We start from the raw sequence: 18,488 nt of genomic DNA, 5'->3' as shown, positions 1-18,488 counted from the left end.
GCTGGTGGAGGGTCTCTTCGACGAACTGCGGGTCGCCGCACACCTGGTGTGGCTTCGTCGCTGGGTGGCGCTGGGCGTCGCCTGGGCGATCTGCCTGGTCGGCTGGCTCGCCGTGTCGCAGATCCCCAACCGCTACACGTCTACCGCGCGCCTGTCGGTCCAGCTGCGTTCGATCCTGCCCACCAGCACCGCGACGGGCGGCATCCAGGACCAGCAGGCAGAGGACATCGAGCGCGTCCGCCAGACGCTCGCCTCCGCCTACAACCTCGAAAAGGTCGTGCGCGGCACCAGCCTGGCGAAAACCGTCGCCAACGACCGCGACGTCAACGACCGCATCGCGATGCTGCAACAGGCGATCCGCATCGTCGCGCAGCAGGACAATCTGTTCGAGATTTCGGCGACGCTGGGCGACCCCCGACTGGCGCGCGAAGTCGTGCAGAAGATGATCGACCTCTTCGTCGAGGACAATCTGGCGAGCGGGCGCGATGCGACCAGCCAGTCGCTGCGGTTCCTGGACCAGCAGCTGGGCGCCCGTCAGCAGCAGATCGCCCAGGTAGAGGCGAAGCGGCAGGGCTTCCAGGCGCAGTTCCTGAACCTGCTGCCGGGCACCGGCTCGCTCGACGAGCGGATGAGCCAGGCGCGCGAACAGCTGGCGCAGATCGACGGCGAGCTTGCCGCGGCGAACACCAGCCTGTCCGCGGTAAACAACCAGCTTGCCGCCACGGCGGCGACGGTCGCCGGCGACGCGGGAAGCGTAGCGGCCGGCCCGGCGCGTGCACGCGTCGCGGCGATCGAGGGCCAGCTGGCGGAAGGCCGCGGGCGCGGCTGGACGGACCAGCATCCGGACATGATCGCGCTCAACCGCCAGCTTGCCGCCGCACGCGCCGCGGCCCGCAATGAGCCGGTGACGCGCAGCGGCGGATCGGCGGCTCAGACGAACCCGCTCTATTTTCAACTCCAGTCGATGCGCACCGAACGCGCCGCGCGCGTGGCCGAGCTGTCGCAGCGCAAGGGGCAGCTGGAGGCGCAGCTCGCCGGCGTCCAGGCCCGCATGGCCCGCGATCCGGCGGCCGCTGCTCAGCAGGCCCAGCTCGATCAGGACATCGCGGCCATGAAGACGCAGTACGACCAGCTGCTCGCCGACCGCGAGCAGGTCCGCCTGCGCCGCCAGGTCCAGAACGAGACGGATGCGGTCAAGTTCAGCCTGATCGACCCGCCCAGCCAGTCGAGCGTGCCTGCCTCTCCCAACCGCCCGCTGCTGCTCTTCGGCGTGCTGATCGTGGGGCTGGGCGGCGGCGTCGCCAGCGCCTTTGCGCTCGGCAAGCTGCGGTCCGGCTTCTCCACCGCCGCGCGGCTGGAGCGGGCAAGCGGCCTGCCGGTGATCGGCTCGATAGGCGAGATGCTGACGCAGACGCAGCAGCAGCTGCGGCAGCGGCGCCTGAAGCTGTTCACCGGAGCCACCGCGGCGCTGGGCGTGGCCTTTGTCGCGCTGATCGCCGTCGAGTTCCTGATGCGGGGGCTCGCGGCGGCATGAGGGGAGATCCGATCAACGGCGCTCCGCCGCCCCCGCGCCGTCGCGGCTCGCTGCTCGAGCGCGCCGTCGAGCGCTATGGCTTCCAGCCGGGCGCCGGCCTGCGCCCGATGGGCCCGGCACCTGCGCCCGCGGCGAACCCTGCCGAACCCGCTGCCCCCTCGGTTCCCGCTCGCGCACCCGAGCCGATCGACCGGGTGCGGCTGGCGGAGCGCGGCATGCTCGTCCCCGGCGGCCCCGTCACGGCGTTGGCCGAAGAATTCCGCCTGGTGAAGCGCCAGCTGCTGCTCGCCGCGCGCGAGGGCGACGCCGCCCGCTCGCGCAGCGTGCTCGTCTGTTCGGCCCAGCCCGACGAGGGCAAGACCTTCTGCTCGGTCAACCTCGCGCTCTCGCTCGCCGCCGAGCGCGATCTCGAAGTGCTGCTGATCGACGCCGACTTCGCCAAGCCCGACGTGCCGGACACGCTCGGCATTACGAGCGGGCCGGGACTGCTCGATGCGCTCGCCGACCCGTCGATCGACGTCGAGGGCTGCATCATCCCGACGGACGTGCCGAATTTGTCGGTGCTGCCGGCCGGTGCCCGCAGCGACAACGACACCGAATTGCTGGCGAGTGACCGTGCCCATGCCCTGCTCCAGCGGCTCGAGCGGGCGAACCCGCGCCGCTTGATGGTCTTCGATTCGGCACCGGTGCTCGCGGCCTCCACCGCGGCGGCGCTTGCGGAGCATGTCGGCCAGGTGCTGGTCGTGGTGCGCGCGGATCGCACCAGCGAGAGCGACCTGCGCGAGGCGGTGGCGCTGCTCGATGGCTGCGACACGGTGCAGCTGCTCTTGAACGCCGTCTCCCTCCAGCCGCGCGGCCGCCGCTTCGGCAGCTATTACGAAGCGGAGGAGGAGGCGTGAACCGAGCCGCGTGGCTGGCCGGTGCGGGCGTGCTGGTGCTGACAGTGACGGATCCGGCCCAGGCGCAGGGGCGCCGGGTCGAGGTGTCGCCCTATATCGAGGTCGGCCAGGTGCTGTCGGCGGACCTCACCAATGACGATGTCCTCACCTACACCCAGCTGACTGCCGGCGTGGACGCGGTGGTGCAGAGCCGGCGGGTACAGGTGCAGCTGTCCTATCAATATCAGCGCACCTTCGGATGGGGAGACGACGCCCGCGACAGCGACGTCCATTCCGGCCTCGCCCGTGCGAACGCGCAGCTCACCCGCACCATCTCGGTAGAGGCGGGCGCACTCGCAACCCGCACCCGCGCGGGCATCGGCGGCGGCTCGCCCGCCTATCTCGCCGGCTATGACGGCAGCAGCACCCAGGTCTATTCGCTCTACGGTGGGCCCACGCTCTCAACGCGGGCCGGCCCGGTCGCGGTCAACGCCGCCTATCGCCTCGGCGACACCAAGGTGGAGGCGCCGGACCTGTTCCGCGACGAGACCGGCCGCGAGCTGGACTTCTATGACGATTCCACCAGCCATCAGCTGACCGGCAGCCTCTCGACCCGGCCGGGTACGGTGCTGCCGGTCGGCCTCACGCTTTCGGGCGGGCTGGTGCGGGAAGACACGAGCCAGCTCGACCAGTTCTACGAGGGCAAGTTCCTGCGCCTGGACGCGCTGATGCCGGTGAGCCGCGAACTCGCGGTGGTCGGCGGCATCGGCTGGGAAAAGATCGAGGTCGGCCAGCGCGATCCGCTGCTGGATGCGCAGGGCTTCCCCGTCCTGGACGGGTCCGGCCGGTATGTGACCGATCCCGATTCCCCAATCCGCCTGGCCTATGACGTCGATGGCGTGATCTGGGACGCGGGTGTCGTCTGGCACCCGAGCCCGCGCTTCCAGCTGGAGGCGCGGATCGGCCAGCGCTACGGCAGCATGATCTACACGGGATCGCTGACGTGGCAGACGGCACCCAATGCCGGTCTCCAGGTGCGGGTCTACGACACGGTCACCACCTTCGGCCAGCAGCTGACCAGCGGCCTCGCATCGCTGCCGACCAGCTTCTACAACGGCGGTACCGATCCGTTCGGCAACCGCTACAGCGGCTGCGTGTTCAGCGGCGGCACCACGCCGGGCGGCGTCCCGCAGCCCGGCACCTGCCTGACCCCGGTGTTCCAGTCGATCTCCACCGCCGTCTATCGCGCGCGCGGGGTCGATGCGGTCTATGCCGTCAGCCGCGGCAACACGCGGCTGGGGGTAGGGGCGGGCTACAGCAACCGTCACTATTTCCTCCCGGAGGTGCCGGGTGCAGACATCTACCGCAGCAATGACGAGAGCTACTACGCGCAGGCGTTCGCGCAGCGGGCGTTGGATTCGCGTTCGGGGGTGACCGCGGACCTCTATGCCAACTACTTCACCAGCGGGATCGACGGCGCGCTCGACAGCTGGGGCGGCGGCGCGCAGGGCGCCTATTATCGCAACTTCGGCCGGGCCTATGGGACCTTTTCGGCCGGGCTGTACACTTTTGATGTCGAACGGAGCGAAAGCGCCTGGATCGCCCAGGCCCTGCTCGCTTTCGGCTACCGCTTCTGAGGAGGCCGGGACGATGTACGACGACTTCTATGGCCTTTCGGGCAAGCCGTTCCAGCTCACGCCGGATCCGGCGTTCTGGTTCGACACCGGCACCCATCGCAAGGCGATGGCGTACCTTACCTATGGCCTGAGCGAGGGTGAGGGCTTCATCGTCATCACCGGCGAGCCGGGTGCGGGCAAGACCACGCTCTTGGGCCACGTCCTTTCCACCATCGATCCCGCTCGCCTGAACGTCATCCGGCTGGTGACGACCCAGCTGGAGCCGGAGGACCTGTTGCAGGTCATCGCGTCGGGCCTGGGCACCGACCCGACGGGTCTTTCCAAGGCGCAGCTGCTGTCCGCGATCGAGCGTGGTCTTCATGCGGTCGCGCGTGCCGGCCGCCGCACGCTGCTGGTGGTGGATGAGGCGCAGTCGCTGCCGCTCTCCGCGATCGAAGAGCTGCGGATGCTGTCCAATTTCCAGGCCGGCGGCCATGCGCTGCTCCAGATCTTCCTGCTCGGCCAGCCCGAGTTCCGCGAGCGACTGCAGGGCTCCGGCCGGGTCGAGCAGCTGCGCCAGCGCGTGATCGCGATGCACCATCTCGATCCGATGGAGGCGCATGAGGTCGAGCCCTACATCGTCCACCGCTTGTCGCTGGTCGGCTGGAACGGCCGGCCGGACTTCACGCCCGAGGCGATCGAGGCGCTGCATCGCTGGTCGGGCGGCGTGCCGCGCCGGCTGAACTTGTTGATGAGCCGCGTGCTCCTGATGGGTGGCGTCGAGGAGATCGAGCGCTTCGACGCAGCCGAGATCGACGCCGTCGGCGCGGAGCTGGCCGACGACGTGGGCCATTCGGAAGAGGCGGAGGAGCATGTGCCCGCCGCTGCGCCATCGCCGGACGCCGCCCGCCCGGCGCGCGGCGTGCTCCACGCCGTGCCCCCACCCGGCAGCACGCAGACCGCGGAGCTGGCGGCGCTCAACGATCGCATCGCCGAGCTGGAGGCGCGCCTGGCCGATCAGGACGAGACGGTGCGCCGCGTGCTGATGCTGCTGGTCGATTGGGTGGAGGGCGAGGAGCGCCGGCCCAACATCGACCGGCTGCGCGGCAACGCCGCCTGAGCCGCCGCCCATGCGCAACGCCATGTCGGTCGATGTCGAGGACTGGTTCCAGGTCGGTGCCTTCGAAACGGTGATCGCCCGCGAAGACTGGCCGCGCCTGGAAAGCCGGGTCGAGGCGAATACCGATCGCGTGCTGGCGGTGTTTGCCGAGACGGGCACGACCGCGACCTTCTTCACGCTCGGCTGGGTGGCGGAGCGGGCGCCCGGCCTGATCCGCCGCATCGCCGAGGCGGGGCACGAGGTCGCCAGCCACGGCTGGGATCACCAACGCGTCTTCACCTTCACCCCCGATCAGTTCCGCGCCGATGTGGCGCGGGCGCGGTCGGCGCTGGAGGATGCGGGCGGCGTCGCCGTCACCGGCTATCGCGCGCCCAGCTTCTCGATCGACGCGCGCACCCCCTGGGCGCACGCGGTGCTGGCCGAGACGGGGCATTTTTATTCGTCGAGCGTCGCCCCGGTCCGCCACGACCATTATGGCTGGCCGGACGCGCCGCCGCATCCCTTTCGCCCGCTTGCCGGCAGCGACCTGATCGAATGGCCGATCACCACCGCGCGCGTGCTCGGGCGGCAGGTGCCGGCCGGCGGTGGCTTCTTCCGGCTGTTGCCGGGCGCCGTCACCGAACGCGCGGTGGCGCAGGCAAATGCCGGGGAGGGGCGCCCCGCCATGTTCTACTTCCACCCGTGGGAGATCGACGCCGGCCAGCCGCGCGTGGCCGGTGCGCCGATGCGCTCGCGCGTGCGCCATTACGCGCGCCTGGGCGCGATGGAGGGCAAGCTGCGCCGGCTGCTGCGCCGGCACCGCTGGGGGCGTGCCGACGCGATCGTGGCCGCGGAGGCGCAGCGCGCGTGACGCAACTCGTCGCGGGAGTGACCGTCCGCACCGCCCGGCCGGACGATGCGGCCGAGCGCGCGCGCATCGCCGGCTTCGTGGCGGGGCAGCCGGGGGGCACGCCCTTTCACCTGCCGGCCTGGGGCATGGCGACGGCGCGGGCGACCGGCCAGCGCTTCGCGATGCTGGTGGCGGAGCGCGGCGACACGCTGGCGGCGATCCTGCCGCTCACCACCGTGCGATCGCGTCTGTTCGGCACCGCGCTGGTCTCGACCGGCTTCGGCGTCGCGGGCGGCCCGCTCGGCGACGATGCAGCGGCGCAGGCAGCGCTGATCGAGCAGGCGCTCGCGATCGCGGACGAAGAAGGCGCACCGACGATCGAGCTGCGCGGCGGCCCGGCGCCCCGCGGAGCCGGCTGGACGGTGGACGAGGGCCGCTATCTCGGCTTCGTTCGCCCGATCGCCGGGGACGATGCCGCCGAACTCGCCGCCATCCCGCGCAAGCAGCGCGCGGAGGTCCGCAAGGCGCTCGCCGCCGGCTTCGAGGTCGCAACCGGCCGAAGCCGCCGGGACGTGGCCGAGCATTTCGCTGTCTATGGCGAGTCCGTCCGCAACCTGGGCACGCCGGTGTTCCCGCCGGCGCTGTTCCGCGAAGTCCTCGACGCCTTCGGGCCGGAGGGTGCGGATATCCTGACCGTGCGCCATGGCGGCAGGCCGGTGGCGAGCGTGCTCAGCCTCTATTGGCGCGGCACCGTCTATCCCTATTGGGGCGGCGGGACGCGCGCCGCCCGCGCGCTGCGGGCGAACGACGCGATGTACTTCGCGCTGATGCGGCATGCCCGCGATCGCGGCTGCACCGCCTTCGACTTCGGCCGGTCCAAGGCCGGCACCGGGCCGGCCGCGTTCAAGAAGAACTGGGGCTTCACGCCCCAACCGCTCGCCTATGCGACCTGGACCCGTGACGGCGCCGCGCCCCGGGACGCCAGCCCGCTCAACCCGAAATATCGGCTGAAGATCGCCGCCTGGCAGCGGCTGCCGCTCGCCATCGCCAACCGCGTCGGCCCCTGGATCGCGCGCGGGCTCGGCTGATGGCATCGATCCTGTTCCTGGCGCACCGGGTGCCGTTTCCGCCCGATCGCGGCGACAAGATCCGCGGCTGGCACCTGCTGCGGCATCTCGCGCGCAGCCACCGGCTCCATCTCTGCGCCTTTGCCGACGATCGCCGCGATTTGCAGCCGCGTCCCAAGCTTGTGGAGGCGACCGCCAGCCGCGCGATCCTGTGGCGCGGCAAAGGGCGGGTGCGCGCTGTCGCTGAGGCGCTGGCGACCCGCCGCCCGTTTTCCCTCACCGCCTTCGACGCTTCCGCAATGCGCGCGGCGGTAGAAGAGGTACTGGCATGCGAGCCGATCGAGGCGATCTACGTCTTCTCCGGCCAGATGGCGCAATATCTGCCTGCCGATACGAACGCGCGGGTGGTGATGGATTTCGTCGACATGGATTCCGCCAAGTTCGCCCAATATGCCGGCGAAGCGACGGGGCCGATGCGCTGGCTGCTCGCACGCGAGGCGCGGCTGCTCCAGGCGTTCGAGGCTGACGTCGCCGCACGCGCCGACGCCAGCCTGTTCGTCAGCGAGGCGGAGGCCGCGCTGTTCCGGAAAGCAACGGGTGCGCCGCGCGTCCGGGCGATCGGCAACGGCATCGACACCGGCTTCTACCATCCGGCTGTGGTTCAGCCCGTTTCCGAAGCCGCGCCCCTGATCGTCTTCACCGGCCAGATGGACTATCGCCCCAACGTCGATGCAGTCACCTGGTTCGCAGAAGCCGTGCTGCCCAAAGTCCGGGAACGCCATCCAAGCGCACGCTTCGCGATCGTCGGGCGCGCGCCGACGCCGGCGGTCCGCGCCCTGGCCGAGCAGCCCGACGTGCTGGTGACCGGCGAAGTGCCCGACGTTCGCGGCTGGCTGGCTGCGGCGAATGTCGTGGTCGCGCCGCTCCGCATCGCCCGCGGTGTCCAGAACAAGGTGCTCGAAGCAATGGCGATGGCGCGTCCGGTGGTCGCCTCACCGGAAGCTGCGGAGGGGATCGACCACGACGGCTGCCTTTCCGTGGCGCGTGCGCCGGCAGACTTCGCGAACGCCGTCTCGGCATTGCTCGCCGACCCCGCCCAGGCGTCCAAGATCGGTGCTCGGGCACGCACGCAGGTGCAGCGCCGCTATGGTTGGGACGCGCAGCTGGCACCGCTCGATGCGCTGCTGGAGCGGCAGGCGGCATGAGCGGGACGATCGCCTCGCCGCCGCTCGCCGCCGGCCTGGGCTCGCGCTGGCTCACCTCGCTGGCCTGTCTCGCCGGCACCTGGGCCGCGTTGCTGCTGATCTTCCGCCGCGACGTCGCGCACATGCTGGGCATCTGGTGGAACTCCACCACCTACGGCCATTGCCTGTTCGTGCCGCCGATTCTCGCATGGCTCGTGTGGCAGCGGCGGCGGGAACTGGCGCAGCTGCATCCCCAGGCGTGGGGACCCGGGTTGCTGGCGGTGGCGGTCGGCGCCTTCGTCTGGCTCGTCGGCGATGCGGCGGCCGTCGCGCTGTTCCGCCACGCCGGGCTGGTGACGATGCTTGCCGGCGCGGTGGTGGCGCTGCTCGGCCCCAATGTCGCGCGCGGGCTCGCCTTTCCGCTCGGCTACATGGCGTTCCTGGTCCCGTTCGGCGATTTCCTGGAGATGCCGCTTCAGGCGCTGACCGTCCGCCAGACCATGGGGCTGCTCCACCTGCTCAACGTGCCGGCCGTGGTCGATGGCGTGCTGATCACGATCCCGAACGGCTATTTCGAGGTGGCGGAGGCCTGTTCGGGCACCAAGTTCGTGATCGCGATGGCCGCCTATGGCGTGCTGGTCGCCAACGTCTGCTATGTCCGCTGGCAGCGGCGCGCGGCGTTCCTGGCGATGGCGCTGGTCGTGCCGGTGCTCGCGAACGGCGTGCGTGCGGCCGGCACCATCTATGCCGCGCATCTGACCTCGGTGGAGGCAGCCACCGGCTTCGACCACATCGTCTATGGCTGGGTCTTCTTCGCCCTGGTGATGGCGGCGGTGATGGCGATCGGGTGGCGCTGGTTCGATCGCGATCCCGACGCACCCTGGTTCGATCCCGCCGCGCTGCAGGCGCCGGTCACCTGGACGCTACGGCTGCCGCTCGCAACCGCGCTGGTACTGGCCATCGCGCTGCTGTTCGCCGGCTGGGGCTGGGCTGGGGAGGGCCGGACGGCGCCGCTGCCCGCACGCTCGGTCTTGCCGGCGGTGCCCGGCTGGCGCCAGGTGGCCGGGGAGGGGCCGGCTTGGGCGCCCAACTATCCGGGAGCCGATCGCCTGATGCTGGGCCATTATGCCGACGCGCAAGGCCGCCGGGTCGACCTGGCGGTGGCGGTCTATGCGGGCCAGCGCGAGGGCAAGGAACTGGTCGGCTTCGGCCAGGGCGCGATCCGCGAGAACGATCGCTGGGTCCGCATCGAGGACCTGCCGCCGCTCGCTGGCAGCAGTGGCGTGCGCATGACCGCGCCCGGCCCGGTCGAGCGCCAGACCTTCACCTGGTACCGGCTGGGCGACGTCACGACCGGCAGCCCCCGCCGCGTCAAGCTGGAGACGCTCAAGGGCAAGCTGCTCGGCGGCTCGCCGCTCGCCGTCGCCGTCCTGGTATCGGCGCATGGCGGCGGCCAGGCGGCGCGCGCGGCGGCGGAGGATTTCGTCGCCGCAGCCGCGCCGATCGACCGGCTGGCCGCCTCCGTCGCGGGGAGTGCGCGCTGATGTGCGGCATCGCCGCCCTCTATTATCCCGCGCTACCCAAGCCGATCGAGCCGGCGCGGATCGCGGCCATGACCAACGCGCTCGCGCATCGCGGGCCAGACGGATCGGGCATCTGGACGGCACCGGGCGTGGGGCTCGGCCACCGGCGCCTTTCCATCATCGACGTGGCGGGCAGCCCGCAGCCGATGGCGACGCCCGGCGAAAGCCACGTCGTCGTCTTCAACGGCGAGATCTACAACTACCGCGAGGTGCGCGCCGAACTCATGGACCTCGGCGCCCGCTTCACCACCGACGGCGATACCGAGGTGCTGCTCCACGGCTGGCGCGCCTGGGGACCGGGGCTGCTGTCACGGCTGAACGGCATGTTTGCCTTCGCGCTCTACGATGCGGAGGCACGCAGCCTGTTCCTCGCCCGCGACCGGCTGGGCGTGAAGCCGCTCCACTATGTCGAGCTGTCGGACGGCGCGGTCGCCTTCGCGTCGGAATTGAAGGGGCTGCTCGCCCATCCGCTGGTCCGTCGCGCGCCCGATCTGGGCGCGATCGAGGATTACATGGCGCTCGGCTACGTCCCCGACGACGCGAGCATCGTCGCGGGCGTGCGCAAGCTGCCTGCCGGCCACTTCCTGCTGCTGGAGCGCGGCCGGCCGATGCCGGAGCCGGTGCGCTGGTGGGACGTGGATTTCTCCCAGCGCGCCAAGGGTTCGACCCGCGACCTGACCGCGGAGCTGGTGCACCACCTGCGGGAGGCCGTGCGCTCCCGCATGGTCGCCGACGTGCCGCTCGGCGCCTTCCTCTCCGGCGGCGTCGACAGCTCGGCAGTGGTGGCGCTGATGGCGGAGGCCAGCCGCCAGCCGGTCAAGACCTGCACCATCGGCTTCGAGGAGGCCGATCATGACGAGCGGGCCCACGCCGATCTGGTCGCCCGCCGCTTCGCCACCGAGCACCGCACCCGCGCCGTCGCCTCGGACGACTTCGGCCTGATCGACAGGCTGGTCGATGCGTTCGACGAGCCCTTCGCCGACGCCTCGGCGCTCGCCACCTATCAGGTCTGCGCGCTGGCGCGGGAGACGGTCACGGTGGCGCTGTCCGGCGACGGCGCCGACGAAGCGTTCGCCGGATACCGCCGCTATCGGTTCCACGCCGCCGAGGAGCGGGTGCGCGGGATGCTCCCGGCGCAGTGGCGTTCGCGCCTCTTCGGTGCGCTCGGCGCGGCCTATCCAAAGGCCGACTGGGCGCCGCGGCCGCTGCGCGCCAAGACGACGCTGCTCGCGCTCGCGGACGATGGTGCGGCCGCCTACGCGCGGGCGGTCGGGGTCACCACGCCGGCGACGCGGGACCGGCTCTACACCGCCGCGACACGCACGGCGCTCGGCGGCTATCGCGGTGAGCAGCGCTATGTGGCGACGATGCGCAATGCGCCGGCGCGCGACGCGCTGGACACCGCCCAATATGCCGACATCCAGCACTGGCTGCCCGGCGACATCCTCACCAAGGTCGATCGCACCAGCATGGCGGTGAGCCTGGAGGCGCGCGAGCCGCTGCTCGATCATCGCCTGGTGGCGTTCGCCGCCACGCTGCCGCCAGCCCTTCGGCTGCGCGGCGGGCAGGGCAAGTGGCTGATGAAGAAGGCGCTCGAACCCTGGCTGCCGAAGGAGATCCTCTATCGGCCCAAGATGGGGTTCGTGACGCCGGTCAGCGCCTGGTTCCGCGATGCGCTCGCGGCCGAGGCGGCGACGCTTGCGCGCTCACCGGTGCTGGCGAACTGGTTCGATCCGGCCGCGGTCGAGCGGCTCGCCGCCGATCATCGCACCGGCCGGGCGGAGCATGGCCGTACCCTGTGGCAGCTGGTCATGCTCGACCGATCGATGCGGCGCCTGTTCGGCTGAGGGGCAGGGCGGCTGCAGCCGCCCCACCGCTTACTTCGCGCGACGCTTGCGGGCGAAGGCGAGTGCTGCCGCGCCGCCGCCCAGCAGCAGCATGGTGGCCGGCTCCGGCACCGGTGCCGGCGTGCCGCCCGACGAACCAGTGCCGCCGGTGGAGCTGTGGCCACCGGTCGAGCCGGTGTTGCCGCCGCTGGAACCCGTGTGGCCGCCGCTGGAACCACCCCACCACCACCAACCGGTGGCCGATGCCGGGGTGCTTGCGGTAGCGATCAGCGCCACGCAGATCATGGTCGAAAGCTTCATCTCGATTCCCCTGTCGTTTCCGGCGGAATACCAGCGACGAAGAAATCGAGTAAACGAAGGGTTTACGCCCTCAGTGGTGCGGCTGTGCCAGCTTGGGACCCAGCCCACGCGCACTTCAGCTGAGGTGTGGCTGCATCCAAAGGTCGAACAATCGGAGCCAGCCGCGCCCGGGCGCTGTTTCCGGCAGGTGCTTCGCGCCGAAGCCGTGCCCGCCCTTTTCAAAGAAATGCACCTCCACCGGCACCTTGGCCGCGCGGGCGGCGGCGAGCACGTCGAGGCTCTGCTCCAACGGCACCAGCGGATCGTCCATGGCATGGACCAGGAACAGGGGCGGGGTCGCGCCCGTGATGCGCGGCGGCGTGTCATAGCGGCGGCGGGTCGCCTCGTCGGGGTTCGGCCCGAGCAGGTTGTTCCCCGAGCCGCTATGGGTCCCCGGCCTGGAGAGGCTGGTCACGGGATAGACGAGGCCGGAGTAGGCCGGGCGAGCGGACTGGCGGTCGGCGGCGTCCACCGGCGCGTAGATCCGGTCGTCATGGCCCACGGTCAGCGATGCGGCCAGGTGCCCGCCCGCCGAAAAGCCGAGCACGCCGAGGTTGGCGGGATCGATCCCATAGCGCCGGGCATTGGCGCGGATCAGCCGCATTGCGCGCTGCGCATCCTGCAGCGGCACGTCCGCGCGGTTCGCCCAGCCATCGCCCGGCAGGCGATAGCTCAGCACGAACACGGTGACGCCCAGCGGGTTGAGCACGCTGGCGACGTCGATCCCTTCGTTCTCCAGGGAGACGAAGCCATAGCCGCCGCCCGGGATCGACAGCACCGCGCGACCGTCCGGGCGCTCGGGACGGTACACCGCGACGATCGGATCGGCGGTGCCGCGCATCCACAGTTCCGGTTGCGCCGGGTTGCCGCTCATCTCGGGCCTGGGGGTGGGGAGCCTGGCCGGCGCTCCGGGCGCCTTGCCCGGCCACAGCCGGAAGTGCTCCGCCGGCGGCCACGGCGTCATGCCCGTGCGGGTCTGTGCCTGCGCGCCCTGGCTGGCGGCGGCGGCGACCGGCAGCGCGAGTGCGGTGCCGAGCAGCGTGCGGCGGTCGATCGTCATGGTGCCTCTCCCTGTCTTTGGAACGACAGGTACCGCGACGAAGCCCAAAGAAAAACCCGCCCGAGACATGCCCGGGCGGGTTCGTTCCTTCCAGTCGGGCAGGCTTACTTGCCGCCGAACAGCTTGGCCCAGCCGCGCTTCGCACGGTTCTTCCAGTGGCCACGGTGATAGGCGTCGGACGCCAGCAGCGGCATGACCGAGCCCGCTTCCGCGAACACCATCTGCTCGATGCCGGTGTTGACCTTGCCCCAGCTCGCCGCCTCCTGGAGGGTCGAGGACGAGCAGGCGCCGTCGCGCACGTCGGCGACGGTGATCTGCACCGCGTACTTGTGCACTTCGACGTCGTCATGGCCCAAGATTTCGGCGCAGACGACCGTGTCCTGGATGAAGTTCTTCGGCACGCCGCCGCCGATCATCAGCAGGCCGGTGGTGCCGGCCGCGATCTTGATGTCGGTCAGCTCGCGGAAGTCCGCGATCGAGTCGATGGTGAGGTAGGGCTTGCCCGCCTTCATCGCGTCGACCTGGTGCTTCACGAGGCCGAAGCCCGCCGAGCTATCGGTGAACGCCGGGCAGAAGATCGGCACGTCATGCTCGTAGGCGAGCTTGACGAGGCTGTTCTCCTTCTTGCCGTGCTCGACGAGATACTTGCCCATTTCGCGGATGAACGCGCGCGAGCTGTAGGCGCGGGGCTCCAGCGTCTCGGCGATCTCGAAGATCGTGTGGTCGACGTTCTGGAGGTCTTCCTCGTCGATGTAGGTGTCGTAGATGCGGTCGATGTAGAGCGAGCGCAGCGTGTCGTCGTCGGGGATCTCCAGCGCCTGATAGTGCTTGTGACCGAGGCCCTCGAAGAAATCCATGTCGACGATGGTCGCACCGGTGGCGACGATGCCGTCCACCATGTTGTTGCGCACCAGCTCGGCGTACAGGTCCATGCAGCCGGCGGCCGAGGTCGAGCCCGCGATCACCAGGAAGATCGAGCAGTTCGGGTCTTCCAGCATCTGGTTGTAGATGCCGGTCGCGCGCGCCAGGTCGCGGCTGGTGAAGCTCATCTTCTGCATCGAATCGATGATCGGACGCGCGTCGAAGCTCTTGATGTCGATGTGCTCGACGACGGACGAGAGCAGCTCAGCCTTGCGCTTGTCGTTGATCTTGGTGTCGGTCATGATGTTCCCAATAGTCAGGACCGGCGTCGTTCAAGGGGACGCACGAAACCCGTCAAGGGCGGCGGAGGCCGTCAGCGCCCGCCGCCCATATAGGTAGGCCTTGCGGCCGTTAAAGCTTGATGACGTTCGAGCGCTTCGCGCGTTCGGCCGCTTCCAGCGCGACATAGAGCGAGGCCATCGGCTCGTCGGTGACGATCACCGTCTCTTCCGAACCAAAGCCGTTGAACGCCGTCCGCATCGCACAGCCATAGGCGCCGAGCATGCCGATCTCGACATAGTCACCAGCCCGGATGTCCGCCGGCAGCTCGAACGGACCCGCCATGTGGTCCATGTCGTCGCAGGTCGGCCCGTAGAAGCTGAAGCCCACGTCTTTGGCGTCCGATTCCGGCTCGCGCAGCAGCTGCACCGGAAAGCGCCAGCCGATGTGCGCCGCATCGAACAACGCGCCATAGGCACCGTCGTTGATGTAGAGCTCGGCCCCGCGACGCTTCTCCACGCGCACCACCAGCGAGCTGTACTCGGCGCACAGCGCGCGGCCCGGCTCGGCCCACAGCTCGGCCGAATAGGACACCGGCAGGCTTTCGAACGCGCGGTGGATCGTCTCGAAATAGCGCTCCAGCGGCGGCGGCTCCATGCCCGGGTAGGTCGACGGGAACCCGCCGCCCACGTCGATCACGTCCACCGTCACGGCTGCCTCGACGATGGCGGCGCGCACGCGCTCCATCGCATTGGCATAGGCTTCCGGGCTCATCGCCTGGCTGCCGACATGGAAGCAGATGCCGAGCGCGTCGGCCGCCTGGCGCGCCGCGAACAGCAGTTCCTTCGCCTCGTGCGGCGCCGCGCCGAACTTCGACGCGAGGCTGAGCTTCGAGTGATCCGACGACACGCGCAGCCGGACGCACAGCGTCAGGTCCTCGGCGCCGCGGGTCGCACGGACGATCTTTTCCAGCTCCTCGGTCGTGTCGAGCGAGAAGACGCGCACGCCGTGGGTGAAATACGCCTCGGCGATCGCTTCCTCGGCCTTGACCGGGTGCATGAAGCACAGGGTCGCGTCCGGAAGCGTGCGCGAGACGAGCCGCACCTCGGCGATCGAGGCGACGTCGAAATGCGTGATGCCGCTGTCCCACAGGATCTGCAGCAGATCCGGCGACGGGTTCGCCTTCACCGCATACATCGACCGGCCCGGAAACTTCTCGACGAAGAATCGGGCGGCCCGACGCGCGGCGTGCGGACGGACGAGCGTTACCGGCTGGACCGGGGCACGCTGGGCGATGTCGACGCCGCGGACGACGTCAGAGTGGGCGATTGCTAGCCCCAGCGCGCTATGGTGTTCGGCCAATTCAAGGGACCTCCAACGGGGTAGTTCGACACAAGAGCTGCCTTGCGGTTGGAAGTCCCATGGGGCAGCGGATGGCGCACATAGGGTCGGTGAACCGGCGTGTAAAGCGCCTGACTCGCATCACGGCCGCTGCGGAGACGAAATGTGACCATCGTGCGACAGCCCACACGCGCCGGAGTGCGGGACGCGGCTGCAAAGATCGCCCAAATCCTTCCCCCGACACCGCTTTTCGCGGCCGAAATCCGCGGGCGCCGGGTCGCGTTCAAGGCCGAATCGCTCCAGCCGATCGGTGCGTTCAAGGTCCGTGGCGCTTGGCATCGCCTGACCGCGCTCGACGAAGCGGCCCGCGCGCGGGGCGTCGTCGCCTTCTCGTCGGGGAATCACGCGCAGGGAGTCGCCTGGGCGGCGCGGCGGCTGCGGATGCCGGCGACGATCGTCATGCCGGCCGACGCGCCGGAGGTGAAGCGCGAGGCGACGCTGGCGCTCGGCGCCGAGGTGGTGCGCTACGACCGCCGCACCGAAAGCCGCGAGCGGATCGCGGGCGAACTCGCCGCCGCGCGCGGCGCGACGCTGGTGCCGAGCTTCGACGATCCCTGGGTGATCGAGGGGCAGGGGAGCGCCGGCATCGAAGCCGCGCGGCAAATGGAGGCGCAAGGGCTCGCGCCCGTGCGCCACGTGGTGACGCCCTGCGGCGGCGGCGGCCTGGCCGCCGGCCTCGCGCTTGCCCTGCCGAACGCGGAACTGACGGTGGTCGAGCCGGAGGGCTGGGACGACATGCGAGCGTCACTGGAGGCGGGCTGGATCGAACCGGTGGCGCCGGACGCGCCGGACACCGCGTGCGATGCGCTCCAGACGCAGCGGGTGTCGCCGCTCACCTTCGAGGTGATCGCACGCCGGGGCGCGACTGGCGTCGCCGTCAGCGAGGCCGAGATCCGCCACGCCCAGCGCTGGGCCGCGCGCCAGCTGCGCCTGGTGGTGGAGCCCGGCGGCGCGGTCGCCCTTGCCGCGCTGCTTGCCGGCAAGCTGGCGCCGGCAGACGGCATGCTGGTGCTGCTGTCGGGCGGGAACGTCGACCCGCACGCCTATGCGGCGGTGCTGGACGGAAAAGACTAGGGCGTGAACCCATCAACGACCGCTTCTAGGGCGAGCATTGAACGACCGATTATGGGTGGAAAGCGGACGTTCAGCGGTCGACAGGCAGCAAGTCCGAGGGCAGCGACCAGCACCACAATGACTGCTACCATTAGAACATAGGTCGGTGTCATGACTGCCTGCGAATAAGCCGCCGTGCTGACGAAGGCCGTTGCGAGTGAGGCTGGAGGTAACAGGGGCGAACAGCCCCAAGTGAATGCAGCGATGGTCCCGAGGGTTCCAAGCGCGAACATGATCCTCAGGACTTCAATCCTGTCGCCGTTAAATGGCCATATGTTATGCAGCTCGAAGATCAGCCACGCGGCAGCGAGCAGCGCGAACATACCGATGATGGCAAGCCGACGAACCATGCCGCACCCTGGACCGATTGCTCGATGTCTGCAATTGGGCGTTTCCAGACCGTCCGCTTGATGAGTCCACGACCTGGCCGGCCCGCGGCGGCGGAAGACGGCCCTAGTGCTTCTCGCCCTTCCGCTGCTGCGCCCGCCGGGAGAGCATGTTCAGCAGTTCGACCAGTACCGAGAAGCCCATCGCCGCGTAGATGTAGCCCTTGGGCACATGGACGCCGAAGCCATCGGCGATCAGGACCGCGCCGATCATCAGCAGGAAGCCCAGCGCGAGCATCACGACCGTGGGGTTGCGCGCGATGAAGTTCGCCAGCGGATCGGCCGCCAGCACCATGGCGCCGACCGCGGCGAGCACGGCGATGATCATCACGGCGAGATTGTCGGTCATGCCGACCGCGGTCAGGATCGAATCGATCGAGAACACCATGTCGAGCAGGATGATCTGGACGATCGCCGATCCGAAGGTGATCGCCGCCACCTGCTTCTTGTCGAGCAGGTCGTCGCTGGGGGTGGCGTCCACATTGTGGTGGATCTCCTTGGTCGCCTTCCAGATCAGGAACAGCCCGCCCGCGACCAGGATCAGGTCGCGCCAGGAGAAGGCGGTCTCGAACGCGGGCTGGCCATAGTCGTTGAGCGGCCCGGTGATGCCGAGGTCGAAGACCACCGCCGTCAGCCCGACGAGCCAGGCGATCATGGACAGCAGGATCAGCCGCATGCCGAGCGCGAGGCCGATGCCGACCTTGCGGGCACGGGCCCGCTGCTCCTCCGGCAGCTTGTTCGAGAGGATCGAGATGAAGACGAGGTTGTCGATGCCGAGCACCACCTCCATCACCACGAGCGCGATCAGCGCGGCCCAGGCCGTCGGGTCGGAGAAGAGTGCGAGCAGGCTTTCCATTCCCGCAGTCTATGCGGCGTCCGCGGCCGGCACAACGCCGCAGCGACGCTAGGGCTGGGGACGCTGGGTGAAGTCGATGCGGATGCGGACCCAGGCGCCGATCATCGGCTTCCCGCCGACCCGCGGCGGGCGGACGCGGAACTGCCATGCGGCCTGGCGGATGGCGCCCGCCAGCCGCGATCCCCGCGGAGAGTCGCCCAGCTCGCGGCAGTCCTCGACGCGATAATCGGCGACGGTGCGGCAGGCGATCTCTGCCCAGGCGCCGGCAGGGGCACCCTGCGGCGGCATATAAGCGCCAAGCTCCCGGTCGGTCGGCCGGCGATACCATTCCGCCCGGTACAGCCGCTCGCCGCCGGGTCCTTCGCCCGGGCCATAGGCCGCACCGCTGTCCGCAGCGTCGCCGCCGTCGTTCGCCGCACCGCTGTCGGCAAGTTCGGCACCCTGCTTCGATCGGATCGCGCCGATGTCGGAGGCGGCGAAATCCTCGCTGCTCAGGACCAGCATGCTGGGGGTGGGCTGCGGCGCGATCCGATCG

The 18,488-nt window shown here is 70.0% G+C and carries 16 protein-coding genes and 1 pseudogene; 10 read left to right on the top strand and 7 right to left on the bottom strand.

Annotated elements, in window-relative coordinates:
- Positions 1-4: 4 nt before the first annotated feature.
- Genes MHZ35_RS09290 through MHZ35_RS09250 form a run of 9 tightly spaced genes read left to right on the top strand, consistent with a single transcriptional unit; the run spans position 5 to position 11,658 of the window.
- Positions 5-1,534, top strand: a complete 1,530-nt coding sequence (locus tag MHZ35_RS09290; RefSeq protein ID WP_239435346.1) for an XrtA system polysaccharide chain length determinant — start codon at positions 5-7, stop codon at positions 1,532-1,534.
- Positions 1,531-2,433 carry an AAA family ATPase gene (locus tag MHZ35_RS09285; RefSeq protein WP_239435345.1) on the top strand — a complete coding sequence of 301 codons (903 nt, stop codon included), beginning with the start codon at positions 1,531-1,533 and terminating at the stop codon, positions 2,431-2,433. Before MHZ35_RS09290 ends, MHZ35_RS09285 begins: the two co-directional genes overlap by 4 nt.
- Positions 2,430-4,049: a hypothetical protein gene (locus MHZ35_RS09280; RefSeq protein WP_239435344.1), complete on the top strand. Its 1,620-nt coding sequence runs from the start codon at positions 2,430-2,432 to the stop codon at positions 4,047-4,049. Before MHZ35_RS09285 ends, MHZ35_RS09280 begins: the two co-directional genes overlap by 4 nt.
- 13 nt (positions 4,050-4,062) lie before the next feature.
- Positions 4,063-5,148 (top strand): AAA family ATPase, encoded by a 1,086-nt coding sequence (locus MHZ35_RS09275; protein ID WP_239435343.1) that lies wholly within the window; start codon positions 4,063-4,065, stop codon positions 5,146-5,148.
- Positions 5,149-5,158: 10 nt separating this feature from the next.
- Positions 5,159-5,998: an XrtA system polysaccharide deacetylase gene (locus MHZ35_RS09270; RefSeq protein WP_239435342.1), complete on the top strand. Its 840-nt coding sequence runs from the start codon at positions 5,159-5,161 to the stop codon at positions 5,996-5,998.
- On the top strand, positions 5,995-7,065 hold the full coding sequence (locus MHZ35_RS09265; protein WP_446741040.1) for a FemAB family XrtA/PEP-CTERM system-associated protein: 1,071 nt from the start codon (positions 5,995-5,997) through the stop codon (positions 7,063-7,065). Before MHZ35_RS09270 ends, MHZ35_RS09265 begins: the two co-directional genes overlap by 4 nt.
- On the top strand, positions 7,065-8,249 hold the full coding sequence (locus MHZ35_RS09260) for a TIGR03087 family PEP-CTERM/XrtA system glycosyltransferase (protein ID WP_239435341.1): 1,185 nt from the start codon (positions 7,065-7,067) through the stop codon (positions 8,247-8,249). Before MHZ35_RS09265 ends, MHZ35_RS09260 begins: the two co-directional genes overlap by 1 nt.
- Positions 8,246-9,772, top strand: a complete 1,527-nt coding sequence (gene xrtA, locus MHZ35_RS09255; RefSeq protein ID WP_239435340.1) for an exosortase A — start codon at positions 8,246-8,248, stop codon at positions 9,770-9,772. The genes MHZ35_RS09260 and xrtA overlap by 4 nt, the downstream gene beginning before the upstream one ends.
- Positions 9,772-11,658: an XrtA/PEP-CTERM system amidotransferase gene (locus MHZ35_RS09250; RefSeq protein ID WP_239435339.1), complete on the top strand. Its 1,887-nt coding sequence runs from the start codon at positions 9,772-9,774 to the stop codon at positions 11,656-11,658. Before xrtA ends, MHZ35_RS09250 begins: the two co-directional genes overlap by 1 nt.
- 30 nt (positions 11,659-11,688) lie before the next feature.
- On the opposite strand, the gene MHZ35_RS09245 is transcribed toward MHZ35_RS09250, so the two are convergent.
- The 4 genes from MHZ35_RS09245 to MHZ35_RS09230 form a co-directional block, all read right to left on the bottom strand.
- Positions 11,689-11,958: a PEP-CTERM sorting domain-containing protein gene (locus MHZ35_RS09245; RefSeq protein WP_132881859.1), complete on the bottom strand. Its 270-nt coding sequence runs from the start codon at positions 11,956-11,958 to the stop codon at positions 11,689-11,691.
- 115 nt (positions 11,959-12,073) lie between these two features.
- Positions 12,074-13,057 (bottom strand): alpha/beta hydrolase, encoded by a 984-nt coding sequence (locus MHZ35_RS09240; RefSeq protein ID WP_239435338.1) that lies wholly within the window; start codon positions 13,055-13,057, stop codon positions 12,074-12,076.
- A 104-nt stretch (positions 13,058-13,161) separates the two neighbouring features.
- The gene (locus MHZ35_RS09235; protein ID WP_132881861.1) at positions 13,162-14,220 is read right to left on the bottom strand and encodes a 1,9-bis(guanidino)-5-aza-nonane synthase; all 1,059 of its coding nucleotides are present in this window, start codon (positions 14,218-14,220) and stop codon (positions 13,162-13,164) included.
- A 109-nt stretch (positions 14,221-14,329) separates the two neighbouring features.
- Positions 14,330-15,559, bottom strand: coding sequence for a type III PLP-dependent enzyme (locus MHZ35_RS09230; protein ID WP_125960379.1), 1,230 nt, complete (start codon positions 15,557-15,559; stop codon positions 14,330-14,332).
- 144 nt (positions 15,560-15,703) lie between these two features.
- On the opposite strand from MHZ35_RS09230, the gene MHZ35_RS09225 reads away from it, so the two are divergent.
- Positions 15,704-16,672, top strand: coding sequence for a threonine ammonia-lyase (locus MHZ35_RS09225; RefSeq protein ID WP_239435337.1), 969 nt, complete (start codon positions 15,704-15,706; stop codon positions 16,670-16,672).
- Here the strand turns inward: MHZ35_RS09225 and MHZ35_RS09220 are convergent.
- The 3 genes and pseudogenes from MHZ35_RS09220 to MHZ35_RS09210 all read right to left on the bottom strand — a co-directional run.
- Positions 16,669-17,061: a hypothetical protein gene (locus tag MHZ35_RS09220; RefSeq protein ID WP_239435336.1), complete on the bottom strand. Its 393-nt coding sequence runs from the start codon at positions 17,059-17,061 to the stop codon at positions 16,669-16,671. The genes MHZ35_RS09225 and MHZ35_RS09220 overlap by 4 nt on opposite strands.
- Before the next feature lie 103 nt (positions 17,062-17,164).
- Entirely contained in the window at positions 17,165-17,953 is a 789-nt protein-coding gene (locus MHZ35_RS09215; protein WP_239435335.1) for a TerC family protein, read from the bottom strand.
- A 48-nt stretch (positions 17,954-18,001) separates the two neighbouring features.
- Positions 18,002-18,488: pseudogene (locus MHZ35_RS09210) on the bottom strand (hypothetical protein); the annotation flags it as partial.

Origin of the sequence: Sphingomonas sp. ACRSK (assembly GCF_022346685.1) — a bacterium.
Classification (GTDB): Bacteria; Pseudomonadota; Alphaproteobacteria; order Sphingomonadales; family Sphingomonadaceae; genus Sphingomonas; species Sphingomonas molluscorum.
Note: the sequence above shows the minus strand (reverse complement) of the source record. Positions and strands in the feature narration are given on the sequence as shown.

Bases quoted from the DNA above. Each gene is read 5' to 3' on its own strand.
- MHZ35_RS09275 (WP_239435343.1), top strand. From the start codon at position 4,063: ATGTACGACGACTTCTATGGCCTTTCGGGCAAGCCGTTCCAGCTCACG.
- xrtA (WP_239435340.1), top strand. From the start codon at position 8,246: ATGAGCGGGACGATCGCCTCGCCGCCGCTCGCCGCCGGCCTGGGCTCG.
- MHZ35_RS09215 (WP_239435335.1), bottom strand. From the start codon at position 17,953: ATGGAAAGCCTGCTCGCACTCTTCTCCGACCCGACGGCCTGGGCCGCG.
- MHZ35_RS09285 (WP_239435345.1), top strand. From the start codon at position 1,531: ATGAGGGGAGATCCGATCAACGGCGCTCCGCCGCCCCCGCGCCGTCGC.
- MHZ35_RS09270 (WP_239435342.1), top strand. From the start codon at position 5,159: ATGCGCAACGCCATGTCGGTCGATGTCGAGGACTGGTTCCAGGTCGGT.
- MHZ35_RS09260 (WP_239435341.1), top strand. From the start codon at position 7,065: ATGGCATCGATCCTGTTCCTGGCGCACCGGGTGCCGTTTCCGCCCGAT.
- MHZ35_RS09245 (WP_132881859.1), bottom strand. From the start codon at position 11,958: ATGAAGCTTTCGACCATGATCTGCGTGGCGCTGATCGCTACCGCAAGC.
- MHZ35_RS09235 (WP_132881861.1), bottom strand. From the start codon at position 14,220: ATGACCGACACCAAGATCAACGACAAGCGCAAGGCTGAGCTGCTCTCG.
- MHZ35_RS09240 (WP_239435338.1), bottom strand. From the start codon at position 13,057: ATGACGATCGACCGCCGCACGCTGCTCGGCACCGCACTCGCGCTGCCG.
- MHZ35_RS09220 (WP_239435336.1), bottom strand. From the start codon at position 17,061: ATGGTTCGTCGGCTTGCCATCATCGGTATGTTCGCGCTGCTCGCTGCC.
- MHZ35_RS09250 (WP_239435339.1), top strand. From the start codon at position 9,772: ATGTGCGGCATCGCCGCCCTCTATTATCCCGCGCTACCCAAGCCGATC.